The 22,155-nt window shown below is 65.5% G+C and carries 20 protein-coding genes; 10 read left to right on the top strand and 10 right to left on the bottom strand.

Features of this window, described 5'->3' with window-relative positions; translation table 11 throughout:
• From HOP03_09305 to HOP03_09285, 5 genes are all read left to right on the top strand, one after another.
• The gene (locus HOP03_09305) at positions 1-1,140 is read left to right on the top strand and encodes a hypothetical protein (GenBank protein ID NOT88370.1); all 1,140 of its coding nucleotides are present in this window, start codon (positions 1-3) and stop codon (positions 1,138-1,140) included.
• Between the two features lie 226 nt (positions 1,141-1,366).
• Complete coding sequence (locus HOP03_09300; protein ID NOT88369.1) at positions 1,367-2,329, top strand: polysaccharide deacetylase family protein; 963 nt, start codon at positions 1,367-1,369, stop codon at positions 2,327-2,329.
• Positions 2,326-3,084 (top strand): hypothetical protein, encoded by a 759-nt coding sequence (locus HOP03_09295; protein NOT88368.1) that lies wholly within the window; start codon positions 2,326-2,328, stop codon positions 3,082-3,084. Before HOP03_09300 ends, HOP03_09295 begins: the two co-directional genes overlap by 4 nt.
• Positions 3,081-4,220 carry a helix-turn-helix transcriptional regulator gene (locus HOP03_09290; protein NOT88367.1) on the top strand — a complete coding sequence of 380 codons (1,140 nt, stop codon included), beginning with the start codon at positions 3,081-3,083 and terminating at the stop codon, positions 4,218-4,220. Before HOP03_09295 ends, HOP03_09290 begins: the two co-directional genes overlap by 4 nt.
• A gap of 84 nt (positions 4,221-4,304) precedes the next feature.
• The gene (locus tag HOP03_09285; protein ID NOT88366.1) at positions 4,305-5,774 is read left to right on the top strand and encodes a hypothetical protein; all 1,470 of its coding nucleotides are present in this window, start codon (positions 4,305-4,307) and stop codon (positions 5,772-5,774) included.
• A 185-nt stretch (positions 5,775-5,959) separates the two neighbouring features.
• Here the strand turns inward: HOP03_09285 and HOP03_09280 are convergent, their stop codons facing one another.
• The 4 genes from HOP03_09280 to HOP03_09265 all read right to left on the bottom strand — a co-directional run bounded on the left by HOP03_09280 (position 5,960) and on the right by HOP03_09265 (position 9,020).
• Positions 5,960-6,769: an MOSC domain-containing protein gene (locus HOP03_09280; protein NOT88365.1), complete on the bottom strand. Its 810-nt coding sequence runs from the start codon at positions 6,767-6,769 to the stop codon at positions 5,960-5,962.
• Positions 6,770-6,778: 9 nt separating this feature from the next.
• Positions 6,779-7,261 carry a nuclear transport factor 2 family protein gene (locus tag HOP03_09275; GenBank protein ID NOT88364.1) on the bottom strand — a complete coding sequence of 161 codons (483 nt, stop codon included), beginning with the start codon at positions 7,259-7,261 and terminating at the stop codon, positions 6,779-6,781.
• An 85-nt stretch (positions 7,262-7,346) separates the two neighbouring features.
• Positions 7,347-8,111 carry a class I SAM-dependent methyltransferase gene (locus HOP03_09270; protein ID NOT88363.1) on the bottom strand — a complete coding sequence of 255 codons (765 nt, stop codon included), beginning with the start codon at positions 8,109-8,111 and terminating at the stop codon, positions 7,347-7,349.
• A gap of 138 nt (positions 8,112-8,249) precedes the next feature.
• On the bottom strand, positions 8,250-9,020 hold the full coding sequence (locus tag HOP03_09265; GenBank protein ID NOT88362.1) for a glucose 1-dehydrogenase: 771 nt from the start codon (positions 9,018-9,020) through the stop codon (positions 8,250-8,252).
• 89 nt (positions 9,021-9,109) lie between these two features.
• Between HOP03_09265 and HOP03_09260 the strand changes: the two genes are divergently transcribed.
• On the top strand, positions 9,110-9,922 hold the full coding sequence (locus tag HOP03_09260; protein NOT88361.1) for an SDR family NAD(P)-dependent oxidoreductase: 813 nt from the start codon (positions 9,110-9,112) through the stop codon (positions 9,920-9,922).
• A gap of 18 nt (positions 9,923-9,940) precedes the next feature.
• Here HOP03_09260 and rodA read toward each other — a convergent pair whose 3' ends face one another.
• The 5 genes from rodA to HOP03_09235 all read right to left on the bottom strand — a co-directional run bounded on the left by rodA (position 9,941) and on the right by HOP03_09235 (position 15,693).
• A complete protein-coding gene (gene rodA / locus HOP03_09255; GenBank protein ID NOT88360.1) occupies positions 9,941-11,038 on the bottom strand; it encodes a rod shape-determining protein RodA in 1,098 nt (365 codons plus the stop codon).
• Positions 11,035-13,032: a penicillin-binding protein 2 gene (gene mrdA / locus HOP03_09250; GenBank protein ID NOT88359.1), complete on the bottom strand. Its 1,998-nt coding sequence runs from the start codon at positions 13,030-13,032 to the stop codon at positions 11,035-11,037. The genes rodA and mrdA overlap by 4 nt, the downstream gene beginning before the upstream one ends.
• A gap of 10 nt (positions 13,033-13,042) precedes the next feature.
• Positions 13,043-13,522 (bottom strand): rod shape-determining protein MreD, encoded by a 480-nt coding sequence (gene mreD, locus HOP03_09245; GenBank protein NOT88358.1) that lies wholly within the window; start codon positions 13,520-13,522, stop codon positions 13,043-13,045.
• Complete coding sequence (mreC, locus tag HOP03_09240; GenBank protein ID NOT88357.1) at positions 13,519-14,460, bottom strand: rod shape-determining protein MreC; 942 nt, start codon at positions 14,458-14,460, stop codon at positions 13,519-13,521. The genes mreD and mreC overlap by 4 nt, the downstream gene beginning before the upstream one ends.
• Before the next feature lie 186 nt (positions 14,461-14,646).
• Entirely contained in the window at positions 14,647-15,693 is a 1,047-nt protein-coding gene (locus HOP03_09235; GenBank protein ID NOT88356.1) for a rod shape-determining protein, read from the bottom strand.
• Positions 15,694-16,050: 357 nt separating this feature from the next.
• Here HOP03_09235 and HOP03_09230 point away from each other — a divergent pair, with 357 nt between their 5' ends.
• Entirely contained in the window at positions 16,051-16,983 is a 933-nt protein-coding gene (locus HOP03_09230; protein NOT88355.1) for a carbohydrate kinase family protein, read from the top strand.
• A 39-nt stretch (positions 16,984-17,022) separates the two neighbouring features.
• Here the strand turns inward: HOP03_09230 and HOP03_09225 are convergent, their stop codons facing one another.
• Complete coding sequence (locus tag HOP03_09225; protein NOT88354.1) at positions 17,023-18,321, bottom strand: hypothetical protein; 1,299 nt, start codon at positions 18,319-18,321, stop codon at positions 17,023-17,025.
• 125 nt (positions 18,322-18,446) lie between these two features.
• Between HOP03_09225 and HOP03_09220 the strand changes: the two genes are divergently transcribed.
• The 3 genes from HOP03_09220 (at position 18,447) to HOP03_09210 (ending at position 22,149) form a co-directional block, all read left to right on the top strand.
• Positions 18,447-18,836 carry a hypothetical protein gene (locus HOP03_09220; protein ID NOT88353.1) on the top strand — a complete coding sequence of 130 codons (390 nt, stop codon included), beginning with the start codon at positions 18,447-18,449 and terminating at the stop codon, positions 18,834-18,836.
• A 438-nt stretch (positions 18,837-19,274) separates the two neighbouring features.
• Positions 19,275-19,685: a helix-turn-helix transcriptional regulator gene (locus HOP03_09215; protein ID NOT88352.1), complete on the top strand. Its 411-nt coding sequence runs from the start codon at positions 19,275-19,277 to the stop codon at positions 19,683-19,685.
• A 136-nt stretch (positions 19,686-19,821) separates the two neighbouring features.
• Positions 19,822-22,149, top strand: coding sequence for a cytochrome C biogenesis protein (locus tag HOP03_09210; protein NOT88351.1), 2,328 nt, complete (start codon positions 19,822-19,824; stop codon positions 22,147-22,149).
• Positions 22,150-22,155 lie beyond the last annotated feature (6 nt).

Raw genomic sequence — 22,155 nt, 5'->3', positions numbered from 1 at the left:
ATGCGCACCCTTCGTATTCCCTGCGGCACCGGCCGCTTCGCTGTCGTCGCCTTCGTCCTCGGCCTCGCGTTTTCGGCTGCGGTCGTCGCGAAACCGCCGACCCGACTGCCTGCGGACGCGACGTGGCAAAAACTGCAGACCGAACCCTACAAAGGCAAACAGGACGACATCCACTTCATCGATGCCGACCACGGCTGGTACGTCAACGGCGCCGGCAAAATCCATGCGACCGCCGATGGCGGCAACACCTGGACGCTGCAGTTGGAACAGCCGGGCACGTATTTCCGTACCGTCGGCTTCGTCGATGCGGACAACGGCTTCGCCGGCAATATCGGCATCGATTATTTTCCCGGCGTCACCGATACCCGGCCGCTGTACCGCACCCGCGATGGCGGCAAGACCTGGCGCGTGGTCGAGGGCCTGACCGGTGAACAGGTCAAAGGTCTGTGCGCGATCGATGTGCTGCACAACCGCTTCGTGAATGCCGGCAAGCTCGATGAGCGCGTCATCGTCCATGCCGGCGGTCGCGTCGGCGGCCCGGCGACGCTGCTGCGTTCGCTCGATGGCGGCGAGCACTGGAAGATCATCGACATGACGCCGCATACGGCGATGATCCTCGACGTGAAATTCTTCGATGCGATGAACGGCGTGGTGTTCGGCGCCAGCGACAGCGACGTGGAGAAATCGCATGCGCGCATCGTCCGCACCCAGGACGGCGGCGTCACCTGGAAAACCGTCTACGAATCGAAGCGCCCGTTCGAAATCACCTGGAAAGGCAGCTTCCCCAGCGCGAAAGTCGGTTATGCAACGGTGCAGAGCTACGACCCCGACCCGGCCAGCAGCCAGCGCCATGTCGTGAAGACCACCGATGGCGGTCGCAGTTGGAAGGAACTGCCGCTGGTCGACGATGCGAAGGTGCGCGAATTCGGCATCGGTTTCCGCGACGAACGCATCGGCTGGGTCGGCACCAGCACCAGCGGTTTCCAGACCGTGGACGGCGGCAGACACTGGACGCCGGTGGAGATGGGCCGCGCGGTGAACAAGATCCGCGTACTGCCCACCGACAGCGGCTTCGTCGCCTATGCGATCGGCGTGGATGTGTACAAATTCGACGCGACGCTGCCCGCGAAGAACAAGTAAGCGCCTGTTCAAAACCCCGGATGCAGAAGCATCTGTCATCCCGAACGAGGGCGAAGCCCGAGGAGGGACCTGCTTGTAGCGGGTGATGTGACAACAGCAGGTCCCTCCGCCCGCTGCGCGTGCGTTCGGGATGACAGATGGCTTACGGGGATTTTGAACAGGCTGTGAGCACGCTTCTGATGCATCTGGTCGTGTAACCTCGGCCTGCCCCATCTCCGGAGCCGCCATGCGCCGACTGCTCATCGCCAGCTTGTATCTGTTCGCAGCGCTCGTGCAGGCCGCCGAACCCGACCGCCGCATCGCCGTCACCATCGACGATCTGCCGTGGCAGCGCATGGCGACCACGTCGCCCGACGCGCTGCGCATGCGTCACGCCGCACTGCTGGAGCAACTGCGCATCGGCGGCGTGCCGGTGACCGGTTTCGTCAACGAGGACAAACTCGAACGCGACGGCGCGGTGCAGCCGGAACGCGTGGCGATGCTCGACGCCTGGCTCGACGCCGGGTATCTGCTGGGCAACCACACCTACGGCCACGTCGATCTGCACGCCGTCGGGATCCCCGCGTTCGAGGACGCGATCCTGCGCGGCGAACGCGTGCTGCGGCCGATGCTGGCGAAGCGTGGGCAAACGCCGCAGTGGTTCCGGCATCCGTATCTGCGTGCAGGCCGCACCGCCGAGGACAAGGCGACCATCGCGGATTTTCTTTCGCAGCACGGTTATCGCATCGCGCCGGTGACGGTCGACAACGGCGAGTGGGTCTGGGCCTTCGCCTACGCGCGCGTACTCGACGGGCAGGCGGACACGCCCGAGCGCGCAGCGCTGCTCGAACGCCTGCGCCTGGGCTACGTACCTTACATGCTCAACAAGATCGACTATTACGAACAGCAATCGCAGGCGCTGCTGGGGTATGCGCTGCCGCAGACGCTGCTGCTGCACGCCAACGAACTCAACGCCGAGGCGTATGCGGAACTGATCGCCGGCATCAAGCGCCGCGGCTACCGTTTCGTGACCCTGGAAGATGCGATGCGCGATCCCGCCTATGCCCGCGAAGACGGCTATCACGGGCGCTACGGCCCCAGCTGGTTGCACCGCTGGGCGATGGCGGAGAAACAGCCGAAAACATTCTACGACGGAGAACCCATCGTGCCGAAGTGGGTGTTGGATCTTGCGGGCGTGGATTCGGAATGAGCGCGCGCTTCGCGCTCATGGCGGGCGTGTTCGTCATGCTGTTCGCGACGCTTGTCCTGGCTGATTCCTGGCCACCGCCGCGCACCCAGCGCTACTACTCCGCGGATGGAAATGTCCAAATCGTCATCGTGCCCCGCGCACTGGCTGGGAATCTGGAATATTTTCAAGACAAGGTCGATGGAAAATCGCCTGCCGGGCAGCGCCCCGGCAGCAATATCATGGCGCCGTTCGCGCGCGTATCGCGGCGGACGGACGGCGGTCGATGGACGACGCTCTGGCAGCAGTCTCTGGTCAATGATGTCGCACCGGTACACGCCATGGCCGCGAACAACGGAAAATACCTCGTTACATTCGACAATTGGCACAGCATGGGACATGGAACCGATGCGGTCGCCATCTACGGCACCGGTGGGCGGCTGATCCGCAAGTACGCGCTGACCGACTTCCTTCCCAGAACCTATATCGAAACGCTGCCGGCCAGCGTCAGCTCCATCCGCTGGGGACGCGAACACTTCTTTTCCGAGGACGAAGAAACCTTGATTCTTCGCGTCGCGGAACCGAGCTTCGATTTCGGCGACGACCATGGGCTGGTCGTGTCGATACGCATCCGCTTGGCCGATGGCGCGATCACGCCGCCTGCCGGTCGCGCGTGGGAACGCGCGTTGCGCAAATCGAAAAAAGTGCGTGCCCAGCAACAAGCATTCGAGCGGAAAGCCTGTGCGGAATGGGGCGGCGGCTGGTGCCGACAGCGATGACCGCCTTCGGCCCCTGGAGCACCACCCTCGCCATCGGCGCGACCTTCGGCCTTGCGGTCGCGCTGCTGCTCGCGTCCACCCGCAGCAACGCTGCGGCCAATCGGTTGCTGGCCCTGCTGTTGCTGGTGTTCGTGCTGAAGCTGATGCCGTACGTGCTCGGTTTCGCCGGCTATTACGACGCCTATCCGTGGCTGTCGTTCGCGCCGTTCGAACTGGGGTTGGCGATCGGTCCGTTGCTGTATCTGCATGTGCGTCGGCTGACCTCCGGCGGGCTGCCGACGGGCTGGTACCGGCATCTGCTGCCCGGGGCGCTGCAGTTCGCGTATCGCGCCGTCATGTTCATGCAGCCGCAGGACATCAAGGATGCCTGGAACGACAGCATCCATCGCGACTGGATCGATCCGTCGGAAACGTTCCTCGACCTGCTCTCGTTCGCGATCTATCTGTGGTTGGCGTTGCGTGCCTACCGTACGTACCAGCGCTGGCTCGACGCGCATCTGAGCAACCGCGAGGAATTCCGCATCGTGTGGCTGCGCAATGTCCTGGTCACGTTCGCGCTGGCATGGCCGATCTGGGCGCTGTACGAAGCATTCAGTTACGCCACCGGCTTCAACTACTACCAGCGCTTCCCGCTGTACGTCTGCTTCACGCTGCTGGTGTTCTATCTGGGCCTGGAAGGCTGGCGCCATGCCGGCACCGCATATCCGCAGCCATCCGCCGAAACGGAGCCGGCGGAAGCGCCACGCTTCGCGGCACCGCGCATCGAGCCGTCGAGCCGCGACTGGACCGTGCAGGGTGCAGAATGGCTGGCGCGCACCGAAGCCGCCGGCTGGTGGCGCGACCCGGCGTTGAGCCTCGAACGCCTTGCCCGGCATCTCGGCACCAACACCGCCTACCTCTCGCGCGCACTCAACGAAGGTCTTGGTGTCAGCTTCAACGAAGCGATCAACCGGCTGCGTGTGGACGAGGTCTGTCGTCGTCTGGCATCGGATGCCGCCGATGGCGATCTGCTCGACATCGCCTTCACCGCAGGCTTCAGTTCAAAGACCAGCTTCAACCGCAGCTTCAAGGCGCAAACCGGAAAAACGCCGTCCCGATTCCGCGAATCGGCCGGCGCGGCACGTACCGAAGGATAAAAGCGCGGCTTTTTCGTGGACTGGAACGACAGCAGCACAGCATGACGGCACGGTAGCGGCTCTGTTCAACGCCCCCAGGCCGCCATGTCCGGCATCGCCCGATTCGTCCTCGTCATTTGCCTCGCGCTCGTCCCATCGGCCAACGCCAGCGCCGCCGATGTCCCGCAGTCGCTCACCGCGAAGGAAGCCCAGCGCGAACTGCGGATCCTCAAGCGGGGCCTGACGGATCTGCACGCGGGCCTGTATCGCTACCGGAGCCCGGAGCAGATCGAGGCCGAATTCGCCCGCGCCGAAGCCCAGGTCGCCGACGGCAGCGACACACTGGAGATGTTCCTGATCGTCAGCCGGGTCGCGGCGTCGGTACGCTGCGGCCACACTTGGACCAATCCGCTCAACCAGGGCCCGGCAGTGCGGCGGGCGCTCGCGGCGCTGCCGACGCTGCCGCTGCGCGTGCGCGTGCTCGAGCAACGCCTGCTCGTGACCGCCAGCGCGGACCCTCGGGTGCCCGCGAACGCCGAGCTCTTGAACATCGACGGACGGACCCCGACCGCACTCATGGCCGGGTTCATGCCCTACCTGCGCGCCGATGGCGACAACGACGGCAAACGCCTGAGTCAGCTCGACAGCAACGAGAACGGCGGCGCCATGGACCTGTTGCTGCCGTTGCTGCATCCACCGGGAGCGGAAGGCTATGTGCTGACCGTGCGACCGCGTGGCGGCAAGGTCCTTCGGATCACGGTGCCGGCGATGACCGCCGACGAACGCGAACGCCTGCTCACCGCTGCGGGCGCGGCGCAGGACAGCGCGGACTGGCGCTTCGATATCGTCGACGACACCGCCACGCTCACCCTGCCGACCTTCGCGTTCTGGAACGGAAACTTCGACTGGAACGATTTTCTCGATCGAAGTTTCGCGACCCTGGACGAGAAAAAGATTCCGAATCTCATCCTGGATCTGCGCCGCAACGAAGGCGGCGACGATGCGATCGGCCGTACGCTCCTGGCGCATGTTCTTTCGGCACCGCACACGGTTCCCGCGAACCGCAGCGAAAGCGCATACGAACGGGTGCCGTACGATCTTGCGCGCTTCCTGGACACCTGGGATTTCTCGTTCTTCGACCGCACCGGTCGCGTCTCGCGGGGCGAAGGCCGCAACTGGCTGCTGCGCGAACAGGATGTGGACCGCGTCGTCGCCCCGGTGGCGAAGCCGTATCGCGGCAAGGTCGTGCTGCTCACCGGGCCACAGATGAGTTCCGCCGGTTACCTCATCGCCCGCGACTTCAAGGCCAGCGGCGCGGCCACGCTGATCGGCCGCGAAACCGGCGGCAACCTGCGCGGGCTCAACGGCGGCCAGCTCGCGTGGATGGTGTTGCCCACGTCCGGCGTAAGCATCGATATCCCGCTGATCTCCGGTTTCGCCAGAACGCCTCAGCCGGATCGCGGCGTACTGCCGGACATCGCGGTGCGCACGCGGCTGGAGGATGCGGCGATCGGCATCGATCCCGATATGGTGGCAGCGAAACGCTGGTTCGCAACGCACCGCGCAGCACACTGATGCCCGATATCGACGCTCACGCCAACACGGTCGTCCCGTCGTCGACACGCAACATGCGTAGGCTGGGCTGAAAAACCCGGCACCGCGGTCTTTATCGAGAGCCATGCTGGGCTTTTCAGCCCAGCCTACTTTTGCATCCCCGGCTCCGTCGCGCGGAACCGGCGGAGGCTGTTCCGTCATTCACATCAAGCCAACACAGCCATCGCATCGCCGACAAGCAATACGCCGCTGCCACGCGGAATCAGATTCATGCCGAAGGTGATCCCGCCCGGTGTGCGTCGATAATCCTTCAGGATGTTCAACGGCTCGCCGTCGTGGCGACGCGCACCGCTGACAGGATCGACGGTGGTGAACACGCAGCGTGCGCACGGTTTGACCGCTTCGAATTCGAGCCCGCCGATGCGCACGCGTTTCCAATGATCCTCGGCATGCGCGGCGGCACCGGCGACGACGAGGTTCGGCCGGAACTGCGCCATCGCGACCGGCGCACGGCCAGCTTCGGCGAGACGCGCGTTCAAGCCATCGAGCGCCGTCTGCGCGATGACCAGCAAGGGATAACCATCGGCGAAACTCACTTCGTCGCCGGGCCGCGCGTAGGCGGGATCGACCGCGCGCCGCGCGTCGTCGTCCATGTGCACCAGCCGGACCGGCTGCTGCAGAAACCCACTCAACCAGGCATCCGCTGCAGGATCGACGACCGGTGCATCCACCGTGTCCTTCCAGATCGTGACGCGGAGGCGCGAGGCATCCGGCAGCGGAGAGGCGACATCGAGATCGGGCATGCCGGGCGCGGACAGACGCAGGCCGTTTTCCTGCACTTGCGCGCGGATCAGCACCATCTGCGAAACCTGTCGCGCAGTGACGAAACGATTGTCGGCATCCACCACCAGCCAGCGGCGATCGTGACGCGGACCGCGCGGAAGGATATCGATGGTTTCGACCGCAAGGCCTGCGGCCGACTTCAACGGATAGAGATGCAGCGAAGACAGATGCATGGCTGCAGGCTAGGATGCGGCGCGATGGGCGTAGCTGAGCACGCGGGTGATCGTCCACTTCCCGTCCTGCTGGCGCCAGACGATGGTGAAATCGGCCATGCCTTCGCATTCGCCGCTGTCGAACCGGCAGAAGCGGTGCGAACCGCGGGCGATGGCGCCGAAATCCTTGACCGGAAATACTTCCAGCGAACCGGGAATCAATTCTCGACGGAAATGGCCGCAGACGTACTGCCTGGTATTCGCGAGCATCGCATCGCGGTTCCAGGTCACGCCGCCGGTGTCGTGATAGAACTCGATATCGGGCGCGAAGAAACCCGAATGCTTGTCGAGTTGCGCCGGATCGCTGCAGGCGTTGAAAGCGGCGAAGACTTCGGTGTCGAGCGCGGAGATCGTATCGAAGAGAGGATCGACGTCGGAGCCGGACACCGCCTGCGCAGCCAACGGAGACAGACCCGCCGACAGCAGCACGCAGAACATCGACAGCGTTTTCATGACGTCTCCGCAACATGGAGAGCGTGCCGCCGAAATTGGCGTCACGCGTCCACGGTACACAGCGTCGCTGTCGCCGGCAAGAGCGTCATGGCTTGCGGTAGAGATGCACGAAACGGTCGGTCTTGCCCCTGATCGCAGGGTCGAACACGTTCTTGCTGTGGTCGTCGTCACGATTGCGCAGGGTTTCGATGCTGCCGGCGAACTCCAGCCCATGCGCCTTGAAATCGCGTACGGCGAACGTCGCTTCGATCCGGTGCAACGCCTGCGCATCGGCGTTGCCGGAGCCTTCGCGCGCGACGTGATCGACGATCAGCAGCCGCCCGCCCGGTTTCAGCGCAGCGACGATCTGATCGATGAACTGCCCGGCGTCGATCGCCTGCCAGCCGTTTTCCGGGTCGGCGTGGTACAGGTCGTGATACGACATCACGACCAGCGCGCCGTCGAGCGCGTTCTCGCCGAGCCCCAGGGCTTCGTTCGGCACGATCGAATAGCGGACGTTGGGCAGACGGTTGCCGGCGAGACGGGGTTCGAGCCCTTTCTTCGCGTAGGCATCGTAGGCCGCATTGTTGATCAACAGTACCTGCCCTCGCGGGCCGACGATGCCGGAAATGATCTCGCTGTAGTAACCGCCGCCGCCGAAGATGTCGGCGATGGTCTCGCCGCGCCCGAATCCGGCGAGTTCGAGCACGGCATCCGGACGGTCGCGCGCATCGCGTTCGCGATCGTCGACGCTGCGCGACGGCGCGGCGAGCCGACGGGCGATGGCATCGCCGTCGACGACGCCGACATGGGCACAGCCTGCGAGCGTGGCGAATGCGAGTGCAAGAACGGTGATGTGCAGCGAACGCATGGGGCTCTCCTGACCAGCGACAGTCCGACACTATGCGCCCGCGTCGGGCGAAACCGTCACGGGCCGGAAGTCACGGCCGTATCGTTGTCCGCTGCAATCGACACGATCGGCAAAGCGCGGTGCGATGTCGACCCCGACTTACGCCAGATAACCACCATCCACCACGAGGCAGGTCCCGGTGACATAGCCCGCAGCCGGCGAGCACAGGAACAGCACCGCCGGCGCGATCTCGTCCGGCTGCGCGCTGCGGCCCATCGGAATCAGCTGCGACATCATGCCCATCAGTTTCGGATTGGAAGTGATGGCCGATGCGAATTTCGTATCGGTCAAGCCCGGCAGTACCGCGTTGATGCGGACACCGTGCGCGGCGAGTTCCTTGGCGAAGCCTTCGGTCATGTTGACGATGCCGGCCTTGGTCATCGAGTAGACGCCCTGCCCGGCGGCGGGCCGCTTCGCGTTGACCGACGCGATATTGACGATGCTGCCGCCGCCCTTGGCCTTCATCCGCCGCGCCGCCTGCACCGTGGCCCAGAAATAGCCGCGCAGATTCACGTCGACGGTTTTCTGGTAGCTGCCCAGGTCCATGTCGATCATCGGGCCGAAATACGGATTCGCCGCCGCGTTGTTGACCAGGATATCGGGTGCTTTGCCTGCGGCGTCCAGCGCGCCGAACAGCGCCTCGATCGCATCGGCATCGCCGACATGCAGGGCGTGCGCTTCGGCCGAACCGCCGGCGGCGCGGATCGCCTCCGCGACAGCGGCGCAGGCCTCGACATTGCGCGATGTGCAGACGACATGCGCGCCATGCGCGGCGAGCAGATGGGCGATGGATTCGCCGATGCCGCGCGATGCGCCGCTGACCAGCGCGATCCTGCCGGTGAGGTCGAAGAGAGGGTCGGGTGTCGACATGGATGGGCCAGATCGTGGGGTGGATACGAGAGCGCGCACGCGGCGGCTTGCTATGCTGCCGAGACTAGCACAGCAGCAGAAAGGCACCGATGGACACGAATCGACGACGCGTATTGATCACCGGGGCCGGCAGCGGGCTGGGTCTCGCCCTCGCGCACCGCTACGCACGCAACGGCGCGCGCGTGGCCTGCGTCGATCTGCTCGCCGATCGCGCCGAAGCCGCCGCTGCGGCGCTGTCGGGCAGCGGTCATCTGGCGCACGCCGCCGATGTCGGCGACGACGCCTCGATGCAGGCGCTGCACGATCGCATCGAGCTCGAATGGGGCGGCGTGGACGTGTTGATCAACAACGCGGGCATCGCATCGGTCGGGCCGATGGTCGAGACGACGATGGAAGAGTGGCGGAAGATCCTGGATGTCGATCTGGTCGGTGTCGTGCGCGGCTGCCGGCTGTTCCTGCCGGCCATGCTGGCCGCGCGCAAGGGACAGATCATCAACACCGCGAGTTTCGCGGGCCTCGCCGGCGCGCCGGGCATGATGACGTATGGCGTCGCGAAAGCCGCCGTGGTCGCACTGTCGGAACAACTGCGCGCCGAAACGCATTACCACGGCGTCCGCGTCAGCGTGATCTGTCCTGCGTTCTTCCGCACCAATCTGCTGGAGACCGCGTTCGCCAGCGAGAAGGTCAAGGCGAAGGTGATCAAACTGATGGACACCTCGCCGGACACGCTCGACGGCGTCGCCGACAAGGTGTTCGCATCGGCCGAACGCGGCGAGTTCATGATCATCCCGACCAAACGTGAGCCGATGCGCTGGCGGTTGAAGCGCTGGTGGCCGGCGTTCTATTTCAGCCGGGTGGTGAAACTCGCGAGTCCACGCAAACAGGCTGCAGGCGGGAAGTGATGCAGGCAGCCTGCGCGTTCAACGCCGCTCTTTCATCGCCATCACCACGCCAAGGCCCGCAAGCAGCGACACCGCCGCGGTGCCGCCGTAACTGAGCAGCGGCATCGGCACGCCGACCACCGGCAGCAGGCCGGAGATCATGCTGCCGTTGACGATCACGTACACCGAGAACGCGAGGCCCAGTGCACCGGCGAGCAGTCGCGAATAGGTGTCGCGCGCTTCGCTGGCGATCCACAGACAGCGGCCGACGACGAAGGTGTACAGCGCCAGCACGGTGGCGACGCCGACCCAGCCGAATTCTTCCGACAGCACGGCGAAGATGAAGTCGGTGGTGTGCTCGGGCAGATAATCGAGATGCGACTGCGTGCCCTGGCCCCAGCCCTGCCCGGTCCAGTTGCCGGAGCCGATCGCGATCTTCGACTGGATGATGTTCCAGCCGGTACCGAGCGGATCGGATTCCGGATTGAGGAAGGTGCGGATGCGGTCTTTCTGGTACGGCCGCAGCATCCAGAACCATGCAACCGGCGCGGCGGCGGCGACGCTGGCGCCTGCAGCGATGAACCAGCGCCACGGCAGGCCGGCGAGGAACAGCGCGAACGCGCCGCTGGCGGCGACCAGCATGGCGGTGCCGAAATCCGGCTGCAGCAGGATCAGCAGCGTCGGCCCGGCAATGATGGCGCCAGCGGTGAGCACCGTGAGCACGCGCGGCGGCAGGCGTTCGCGATGCAGGAACCACGCGACCATCATCGGCAGGCTGAGCTTCAGCACTTCGGCCGGCTGGAAATAGAACACACCGAGATTGATCCAGTGATTGCCGTGCTTGCCCTGGCCGATGAACAGCACCGCGACCAGCGGCAGCAGCGAACCGGCGAACACCAATGGCGTCACGCTGCGCAACTGCGTCGTGGGCACACGCGAGAGCAGCCACATCGCCGCCAGGCCGATGCCGTAACGCGCGCCCTGCGCCATCACCAGACGCGGACTTTCGTTGCCGGCGCTGTACAGCACCGCGAGGCCCACGCCCATCAGCGCCAGCAGCGCCGTCAGCAATGGCCAGTCGAGCGTGCGCGTGAGGCGCAGGAAGATATCCAGCAGCCAGCGGACGAAAGTCTTCATCGCGCGGGCTCGGTGCTGACCGGCTCGACGGTGGCATTCGCAGCGGCAGGCGCTGCGGCCGTCGGCGTGGATGCGGTACTCGCGCTGGCGACGACATTCGCGAACGGGTTGGTCGCGAGCGCTGCCGCGAGCGCTGTGGGATCCTGCTCGGGCATCTTGCCGAGCAGCCAGGCGTCGAAGATCTTGCGTGCGATCGGCGCGGCGGTGCTGGCGCCGTAGCCGCCGCCTTCGACCACCACCGCGAGCGCGATGGTCGGGCTGTCGGCCGGCGCATAGCCGGTGAACAGCGCGCGATGGCGCAGATGCATCGGCAGGTTGCGCGGATTGATGCTGACATTGCCGCGTCGGCTGACGACCTGCGCCGTACCGGTCTTGCCGGCGATGCGATACGGCAGCCCACCGCTGATCACGCGCGCGGTGCCGCCCGGGCCGTGCACCGTGCGGATCATGCCGTCGCGCACGACCTGCAGATTCGCCGCGCTGCGGCTGATCGCACGCGGCGCCGGCTGTTCCACCATCGCCCACGGTTTGTCGAAATCGTCGCGGCGCGCGCTGACCAGGTGCGGGCGACGCAGCAGACCGTCGCTGGCGAGCGCGGCGGTGCCCTGCGCGAGCTGCAGCGGCGTGGCTTTCCAGAACCCCTGGCCGATGCTGGAAATCACGGTGTCGCCGAGATACCACGGTCCCTGCTTCTTCGCGTTCTTCGCTTTCCACTCCGGCGACGGCAGGATGCCGCCGGTCTCGCCGGCCAGATCGATGCCGGTCGGCGCACCGAAGCCGTACAGCGACAGGTATTCGTCGAACTTGCGGATGCCCATGTCCAGCGACAGCCGGTAGTAGTAGGTGTTGACCGAATCGCCGATCGCCTTGCGCGCGTCGGTCCAGCCATGGCCGCCACCGTGCGAATCGCGATAGCCGCGCTTCTGCCCGGCGATACGGAATTCGCCGGTCGACAGCACTTTGTCGTCGGGCGTGCGCAGGCCGCTGTCGAGGCCGGCGAGCGTGATCAGCGGCTTGAGCGTGGAGCCGGGCGCGACGCCGCCGAGCACGTTGCGGTTGAACAGCGGTTTCGCCGGATCGTCCATCAGCAGACGGTAATTGGCGTGGGAAATGCCGTTGACGAACAGGTTCGGATCGTAGGTGGGCAGGCTGACCATCGCCAGCACTTCGCCGCTGCGCGGATCGAGCACCACCGCGGAACCGGTGAGGTCGCCGAACGCGATGATCGCGGCGCGCTGCAGGTCGGCATCGATGCTCAGGCGCAGGTCGACGCCGGGCTTCGCCGGAATCCGCCCGAGGCTGCCGATGATCCGGCCATCGACATTGGTCTCGATCTGTTCGTAACCGATCTCGCCGCGCAGGATCGCGTCGTAATAGCGTTCGATGCCCGACTTGCCCGTGTGGCTGAATGCGGCGGTGCCTTCGCCGAGTTTTTCCAGATCCTGCTTGTCGACGCGGCCGACGTACCCGATCACATGTCCGAACAGATCGCCGTAGGGATAGCGGCGGGTGAGATACGGCACCAGTTCGACGCCGGGATAGCGCCAGCGGTCGACCGCGAAACGCGCGGCTTCTTCGTCGGTGATGCGCAGGCGCAAAGTCACCGGCAGGAAACTCCGGGTGACGCGGCGGGTATCGTTGAAACGCTCGATGTCGTCGGGCGTGAGCGCGATGATCTTCGACAGCGACGCGACCAGCACATCGATGTCGCCGGCTTCGCCCGGCACCACGTCGAGACGATACGCCGGCACGTTGTCGGCGAGCACGCGGCCCTTGCGGTCGTAGATCAGACCGCGCGCCGGCACTTCCGGCCGCTGTTTCACCCGATTGGCTTCGGAGCGTTTGGCGTAGTCGGTGTGCTCCAACACCTGCAGCTTGAAGTACCACAGCGACAGGCCGACGAGCGCAAGCGCCACCGCGATGAAGCCGATCGCGGCGCGGGCGCGGAACTGCGTGGCTTCCTGCGCGGAATTCTTGACGTAGCGGCGGCGCATCGTGTCGTGCCTATGTCTTCCGACCCACGCGCAGCCCATCGAGCAGCACGAACAGCGGCGGCCACAGCATCGCGCCGATCAGCGGCGTCCACCACTGCATCCAGCCGCGGATCGGCTGGCCGAACACGAGATGCATGGCCGCGACGATGATCTGATCGTTCAGCAGCAGGCCGGCGATCGCCAGCGCCTGCTGCGCCATCGGGAAGAACCGCAGCTGCGGCCGGAACCGCTGAAGGATGAAGGTCATCACCGTCAATCGCAGCGCCTGCTCGCCGAGCAGGCTGCCGAATGCGACATCGGCGAGCAGGCCGATGCCGAAGGCCAGGCCCAGGCCGACGCGCTCGTGGTCTTCCAGCAGCCAGTAGGTCAGTACCAGCGCGAGCCAGTACGGCCGCAGCGGTTGCAGCACCGCCGGCAGCGGCAACAGGCCGAGCAGCAGCGCGACGAGGATGCTCGCCGGGAACAGCCAGGGCCGACGCACGCGACTCATCGCACCGGCTCCGTCGTTGTGGGCGCCGTTGCGGGCGGTTCGGGTACGGTCGGGCGCGCATTGGCCGTGTCGGCGGCGTTGGCCGCCGCCGGCAGGACCGCGGACGTGGGCGAGCGCCGCAGCAGCAGCACGTCGCGGCCACGATCGAGTTGCGCGGCCGGCTTCAGATCGCCTATCAGGAAGGCGCGGCTTTCGTCACGACGGAGTTTGGTGATCGTGCCGACCGGAAACCCGGGCGGGAATCGCCCACCGAGCCCGGAGGTGACGATCCGGTCGCCGATCTTCACGTCGCTGGACGTCGGTATGTTGGCCAGTTCGAGCCGATCGCCGCGCCCGTAGGCGACCAGCCGGATGCCGTTGCGCGATACCGACACCGGCACCGCATGGTCGGGATCGGTCAGCAGCAGCACGGTCGCGGTGGTCGGGCGCACTTCGATCACCTGGCCGATCAGCCCGCCGGCATCGATCGCCGCCTGTCCCTGGGTCACGCCCTGATTGGCGCCGATGTCGAGCACCACGCGCTGGCGCGTGGGATCGAGCGCGATATCGAGGATCGGTGCGAGCTGCACATCGAGTCCGCCCTGCTCCGCAGCACCCAACAAACCGCGCAGGCGCGCGTTCTCGGCGGCGGCGGTCTGCAGTCGCGCGATCCGCGCGCTGCTGATCAGCAGCGCGTTGCGCAGGATTTCGTTGTCTTTCGCCAGCCGCGCACGGGTGGATGCGTCGTCGCGCATGGTGTCGCCGAGCTTCGCCGGCAGGCCCGCCAGCCGCCACAGCGGCTGTACCACGATTTCGATCTGCCCACGGATGGCGGTCAACCAACCGCCGCGATGGTCCAGCACCATCAGCGCGATCGCCAGCGCCAGCGCGACCAACAGCCGCAACGTGCCCGCGATCTCCTCGGAGCGGTGTGCGGAAGGGCCGGCGTAGGGAGACACGTCAGGGAATTCGGTCTGGAGTTCGCGAAAGAATCAGGAGGGCGAGCGCCGGGTCCGGGGAAGGGCCGGCCCTTCTCCTCCCCTTGCGCATCGCGCAGGGGGAGGTCGGGAGGGGGTTAAAGCAAATTCAAACCCCTTCCCGGCCCTCCCCTTCGCCTGCGGCGAAAGGGAGGGAGCAGAGCAGCGTCATTCCGGCGAGAAGAACTCGTTGCCGTGCATATCGACCAGTTCCAGCGCGCGACCGCCGCCGCGGGCGACGCAGGTCAGTGGATCGTCTGCGATCTGCACGTGCAGGCCGGTCTCCTCGCTGATGAGCTTGTCGAGATCGCGCAGCAGCGCACCGCCGCCGGTGAGCACGATGCCGCGCTCGGCGACGTCGGCGCACAGTTCCGGCGGGGTCTGCTCCAGCGCCAGCTTGACCGCACTGGTGATCCCGCCCAGCGGCTCGCGCAGCGCATCCAGCACTTCATTGGAGTTGAGCTTGATCATGCGCGGCACGCCTTCGGCGAGATTGCGGCCGGAGACTTCCATTTCCATGACCGTGGCCTGCGGATAGGCGCAGCCGATCGTCAGCTTGATGCGCTCGGCGGTGGCCTCGCCGATCAGGGTGCCGTGGGCGCGACGCACGTAGTTGATGATCGCCTCGTCGAAACGGTCGCCGCCGATGCGCACCGACTGCGCGTAAACGATGCCGTTGAGCGCGATCACCGCGATCTCGGTGGTGCCGCCGCCGACGTCGATGACCATCGACCCGCGGGCCTCGGTCACCGGCAGGCCGGCGCCGATCGCGGCGGCCATCGGTTCCTCGATCAGGTACACCTCGCGGGCGCCGGCTTCTTCGGCCGATTCCTTGATCGCGCGGCGTTCGACATTGGTCGAGCCGCAGGGCACGCACACCAGCACGCGCGGGCTGGGCTTGAGGAAGCGCGATTTGTGCACCTTGCGGATGAAGTGCTTGAGCATTTCCTCGGTGTAGGTGAAGTCGGCGATCACGCCATCCTTCATCGGACGCACCGTGGTGATGTGTCCCGGGGTGCGGCCGAGCATCTGCTTGGCTTCGGCGCCGACCGCTGCGACCGAACGGTTGCCGCCGCCGACGCGGTCGTGGCGCACCGCGACCACGGACGGCTCGTTCAGGACGATGCCCTGGCCGCGGACGAAGATGAGGGTGTTGGCCGTGCCCAGGTCGATGGACAGGTCGTTGGAGAACATGCCGCGAAACTTTTTGAACATCGGGAGGCGTGCCGGTGGGGGAGCGTGACGGAGGGTGCCGGGGTTTCGCGCAGAGGCGGAACCGCCGGGAAAACTGTCTGCACAGACTGCCTGCGCATCGCGAATGCTGTCCTTGGCATCGCGGGCGGTTTCGGCAGCCCGTTAGCGTAACAAAAAACAGGTTCCACGGCGGGATTCACGCGTCATCGAAGCGCTGCGTTCACACCCGATCCACGGGGATGGACCTGCGTCCGGGCCGGCGCGTGACGCTGGTCTCGCCGCGAGCCAACGGCTACCCTATGCGGCCGGTTTTCCGGGCCTGATTCCATATCGGACCCGCCGCTCTTTCCTTCCACTTCAAAGCGAAGACACGACACGATGGCTGCCCTGATCTGCGGGTCCCTGGCCTACGACACCATCATGGTGTTCCCGGACCAGTTCAAGAACCACATCCTGCCGGACAAGGTCCACATCCTGAACGTCTCGTTCCTCGTGCCGAGGATGCGTCGCGAATTCGGAGGCTGTGCCGGCAACATCGCCTACAACCTGAAGCTGCTGGGCGGCGATCCGATCCCGATGGCCACCGTGGGCCAGGATTTCGGCCCCTACCGCGACTGGTTCGCGGAGATGGCCATCCCGCTGGATCGGGTGAAGGAAATCCCGGAACTGTTCACGCCGCAGGCCTTCATCACCACCGACCACGACAACAACCAGATCACCGCCTTCCATCCGGGCGCGATGATGCGGTCGTACGAGAACCATGTCCGCGACGTCCCGGGCGTGAGTTTCGGCATCGTCAGCCCCGACGGCCGCGAGGGCATGCTGCAGAATTCGAAGGAATTCGCCGAGTCGGGCATTCCCTTCATTTTCGACCCGGGCCAGGCCATGCCGCTGTTCAACGGCGAGGAATTGCGCGCCTTCATCGAGCAGGCGGACTACGTGACCGTGAACGATTACGAGTCGAATCTGCTGCAGGAGCGCACCGGCTGGAGCGAAGACACCATCGCCGGCAAGGTGAAGGCCTATATCGCCACCCAGGGCCCGCGCGGCGCCCGCATCTTCGCCGGCGGCAAGGTCTACGACATCCCGCCCGCCCACGAGCGCCGGGTCACCGACCCGACCGGCTGCGGCGACGCGTTCCGCGCCGGATTGATCTTCGGAATCGAGAAGAGCTACGACTGGCCGACCATCGGTCGCATCGGCAATCTGATGGGCGCACTGAAAGTCGAGCATCCGGGCACCCAGAACCAGCGCTTCGATTACGCGGAGTTCGCCGAGCAGTTCAGCCAGCAATTCGGTTACGCGCTTTGAAACCCGGCGCGCGCCGGCAGGCGCGCGCCCGACCCGCCATCACCGCCTGAGCGGACTCGACTCCTGGATAGGGACTACATTCGGAATCTCGTTGGTCTGCTGCGATGACGGCACCTGCGTCGTTTCGCGGCCCTTCTCCGGCACGGTGTTTCGCAAATCATTCAAGGCCTCCATCGGCGGTTTGTCGAGGGCATTGAGGCTGATGGTCTTGCTGCTGGGGCCCTCGCGGTTGTTCAGCGACGGGTCGTCCAGCGGCTTCTCGCCGAGCCTGACCAGCGGCTGGCCATTGGGGCCCGACTGGATGCCGATATCCGCCACTTGCGACATACCCAGCGTCTTGGCCTGCACCGCCACATTGATGGCGAACTCTTCCTCTCGCCCTTTGAATTTGGACAACTCCGGCGGCTTGCCGGACTCGATCGCCTTCGTCACCGCTGCGAGGCTGGTTTCGTAGAGCTTCCGGTCTTCCGGCGAAAGCTGGTCGCGCGCCCTGGAGAACTCTCCGTATGTTCCCTGCCCCTCCCCGGGCGTTTGCTTCACTGAAGGCTTGTCCCAGAACGTCGGCTCCGCTTTCCCAGGGGTCGGGCCGACATTGATGGTGCCCTTGACTGATACCTCGGGCGGCTTGTCAGGTGCATCCTTGAGAATGGCTTCGACCTTCACCCGCCCTTTCTCGACTCCACCACCATAGGTGTTGGTCCAGCCGCTTGTCGTTTTCTCGGTCGAAAAAGAACTGCTGATGCCGTTGTCACTGTAGCCGACGCCGGCATTGAAGCGGTCCTTGAGATTCGTCGACCCATTGGCAGTAATCGTCCCATTCTTGCCCATGTCCTCCGTCACCGAGACCGACACGTTCGAGCCGCCTTTACCGCCAGAAACGATGACGACTTGCTTATCCTTACCGTCCTGGCGCTCTAATTTTCCACTGGTGCGGTCTGTCTCGTTGTCGTGTTCAACCGATGCCTTGATGTTCTTGTCGCCGCTGCCGACTCTTATCTTGACGCCAGCCGCCTCAGCTCCCGGTTGTTCGCGGGCGTAGATTTCGACACTTTTATCGGCTTCTTTTATCCCGACCGTGGCCGTAGTCGTCTTCTTGGCATCGTTCTGTACCACGCCAATGCTGACACCGTCCCCTTCTGGGGATTTCAGATTCAAGTTGACTTCTTTAACGTCTTTTCCGCCTTCCTTGTTCAAGGAACCGGTGATCAATTCCGGGCTTTTCGGCGGCTCATAATGCGACTTGGTGGGCTCCGGCGGCGGGCGATCGTCGCCGGGCAGTGTTGGCTTTTTCTTGTCTTCTGCCTGCTGCTTCCTGACTTCTTCTTCGCTTGCGGACATGATGACTTCCTCCCTGTGGTGACCCAGATCGTTTATTTATACTCGCTGGCATACGTGGTCAATCACCGCATCGCACGCCCGGCCATGCCGTTCGCATTCTGTAGTCCAACTGTTTGGGAGTCCCCATGGCCATCGCCTACTGGTGCATCGTCCTGACCGCGTTCCTGCCCTATCTGTGGGCCACGATCGGCAAATCCGCCGCCAAGGGTTACGACAACCGCAATCCGCGCGGCTGGGTGGCGGAGCAGACCCACCCCCGGGTGCAGCGCGGCAATGCCGCTCACCTCAATGCGTTCGAGGCCTTCGCGCCGTTCGCGGCGGGCGTGCTCATGGCGCAGGCTGCGGGCGTCGACCCGTTCCGGGTCACCATCCTCGCGCTGGTGTTCCTCGTCGCCCGGATCCTGCACGGCGTGTTCTATCTCGCCGACAAGCATGTGCTGCGCTCGCTGTGCTGGCTGGTCGGTATCGTCTGCGTGGCGCTGCTGATGATGCAGGCCGCGATGCGGGTCGGCTGACGGCATCGCCGGGAAACCCCATGAAAAAAAGCGCCTTTCGGCGCTTTTTCTTTTTCGGACGCACAAAAAAAGAGCGCGCACATATAGTGCGCGCTCCCGGAGAAGACCATCCTGACGTCACCCGTGCAGGTGCGTTCCCCCCCTTGCAACCTCCGTATTGCAGCCAGCGTCCTTACCGGCTGGATGGAGAATACCGATGTGATTTCTGGTGTGAAGATGGGGGGTCCGCAAAAAAGGGCCAATCCCGGTGAGCGCACTTCAGGAAAACGCGCTATCTGACTGATTCACATGCTATCAATGGTGGCATGCTACCGAAAGCAGACAGTGTTAGGCCAACATTGGTGGCTAGGTGAATTTTGGTGGCAAATCGTATATCTTCCGTGGAAGTGTTTTGATTGCGTTATCCCAGCCCCGTTCAGTGAACTGAATCACAAAAACATGAATTCTCAGGACAGAATCCGTTTGGCGCGTCGGCAGGCAGGCATGTCGCAGGCGAAATTGGCTGAAGCCATCGGCGTGCAACGCAGCGCCGTCAGCCACTGGGAGTCGCCCCAGGGCAAGAATCCCAGCGTCGATCACCTGCGTGCCGTGGCGATAGTAGCCGGGGTCACCTTCGAGTGGCTGGCGACCGGTCGCGGCAAGATGCAGCTGTCCGATGACGCGAAGTTCGACTCGGTCTCGGCGGCCGATGCGATCCTGGTCGAAGACATGCTCGAACTGCGGTTGGTGCAGGCGTTCCGCGAAGCATCGCCGCGCACCCGAATCGCGCTGGTGGAGATCGTCGAGGAGCTCACTGCGAAGCGCCTCGGCCGCACCCGCCCGAAACGGCACCCACTGTCGGGCGAATGAAACGCGCGCGTCCGGCGGACCTCCGCCGTGACGCGCTGGAACCGATCGCTGCGCAGGCTGTCGAAGCGCCGTCCGTATCCCTACACTGACGTCCTGCGGACCCATCGCTGCACATCCCGCGCCCCGGACCGATCCCATGCCCCCATTCGCCCGACGCCTCGCTCGCTCCCTGGCGTCCCTGCTGGTCTTCGCCGCGCTGCCCGCGCTTGCGATCGACGAATCCGATCTGCTGCCGGTGGACCAGGCTTTCGCCGTGAGCGCCGAAGCCACCGGGCCGGACGCGGTGCGGATCCGCTGGAAGATCGCCGACGGTTACTACCTCTATCGTCACCGCATCTCGGTCAAGCCGACCGTTGCGACCGTCCGCAGCGGCGCGCTGCGCTTGCCGGGCGGCGAACCGCACAACGATGAATTCTTCGGCAAGACCGAAACCTATCGCCAGGAACTGGTCGCGACCCTGCCGGGCATCGCCGGTGCAGGCGCCACGGTGTCGCTGAAGATCAAATACCAGGGCTGCGCCGATCTCGGCATCTGCTATCCGCCGCAGACCCGCACGCTGTCTGTCGCGCTGCCGGGTGCCGCGGCCACGGCGGACACGAGTGGTTTCAACCCGCTGGCACCACGGACCGGCCTGTCGGGCCCGCCCGCCAACCCGCTGGGCGGGGTGTTCGGCAATGCCGGCAAAAGCGGACCGCTGCCCGAGGAACAGGCCTTCGTCTTCGAGGCCATCGCCGGCGACGGCAACACCCTGCTGCTGCGCTTCGTGCCGGCGCCGGGCTATTACCTGTATCGCGACCGCAGCCGCTTCGCGCTGGACGCCGACGGCATCGCGCCCGGCAAGCCGGGCTGGCCGAAGGGCACGACCCATCACGACGAGCACTTCGGCGATGTCGTCGTCTATTTCGATCCGGTGGACGTGCCGCTGCCGCTGACGCGCACGAAGCCCGATGCGCAGACGGTGACGCTGCGCGCGACCTTCCAGGGCTGTCAGAACGACGGCATCTGCTATCCGCCGATGACGCGCTCGGTGCGGATCGCGCTGCCGCGCGGCGAGGTGACCAAGGCGGCGGTTGTCGACAACGCAGCGATCGCGGCCCCGGCAACGGACACCGGCGACACCGCAACCCTCGCGCCGACGGTTCCCGGTGTCGCTGCGGAAAGCGATACGCCGCCCGCAGCAACGGACGCTCCCGCCGTCGCTGCGCCCGCCGCACGCGAGCTGCGCGTCTTCGGGATGAAGACGAACCTGCTGCTCGCCTTCCTCGCCGCGTTGCTCGGCGGCCTGATCCTCAATCTGATGCCCTGCGTCCTGCCGGTGCTGTCGATCAAAGTGCTCGGCCTGATCGAAAGCAACGACAGCCGCGCCCGCGCCCGAGCGCATGCGCACTGGTACACGGCCGGCGTGCTGGTGAGCTTCGTCGCGCTGGGTGCGATCGTGCTGGCGCTGCGCAACGCCGGCGAAGCGCTGGGCTGGGGCTTCCAGATGCAGCGACCGGGCGTGGTCGCCGTGCTCGGCCTGGTCATCTTCCTGTTCGGCCTGAGCCTGTCCGGCGTGTGGACGTTGACCGGCCGCTGGGTCGGCATGGGGCAAACGCTCGCGAGCCGCAGCGGCGCTTCCGGAGATTTCTTCACCGGCGTGCTCGCGGTCGTGGTCGCCGCGCCCTGCACCGCGCCGATGATGTTCCAGGCGCTCGCCTGGGCCTTCACCGCATCGACGGCGTCGGCGCTGCTGGTGTTCTTCGGCCTCGGTCTCGGCCTGGCGGCGCCGTTCCTGCTGATCGCCTACATCCCCGCACTCGCACGGCTGCTGCCCAAGCCGGGCGCATGGATGGACACCTTCAAGCAGTTGCTCGCCTTCCCGCTGTACTTCACAGCGGTGTGGCTGTTGTGGGTGCTGGCGAAACAGCGCGGCGCCGATGCGGTCGCGCTGTGGGCGGTGTCGGCGGTGTTGCTGGCGTTCGCCGCCTGGGCGTGGACCCATGCGCAGATGCACGGCGCGCGCTGGGCGCGATTCGCGGCCATCATCGCGATGCTGGTGGCGCTGTGGCCGGTCTGGTCGATCTCGAAACTGCCGCCGCTCGGCGCTGCGCGCGCCGCCGCCCGATCGGCGGATGCCGTGTCCGTACCATTCTCCGAACAACGCCTCGCCGATCTGCGCGCCGCGCATCGCGTGGTGCTGGTGAACATGACCGCCGACTGGTGCGTCACCTGCAAGGCCAACGAGAAAGCGGTGTTCGCGCGCGATGGTTTCCGCGAAGCGCTGGATGCATCGCACGCGGTGTACATGGTCGGCGACTGGACCGATGTCGATCCCCAGATCACCGCCTATCTGCGCCGCTACAAAGCCGTTGGCGTGCCGCTGTACGTGCTGTATCCGCGCAGCGGCGGCGAAGGCGCCGTACTGCCGACGGTGTTGACGCCTACGCTCATGCGCGAGGCGCTGGAGCAAGCGGCATCCGAGTGAAGCCTG

The sequence above is a fragment of the Lysobacter sp. genome (genome assembly GCA_013141175.1).
In the GTDB taxonomy this organism is placed as follows: Bacteria; Pseudomonadota; Gammaproteobacteria; order Xanthomonadales; family Xanthomonadaceae; genus Lysobacter_I.
Note: the sequence above shows the minus strand (reverse complement) of the source record. Positions and strands in the feature narration are given on the sequence as shown.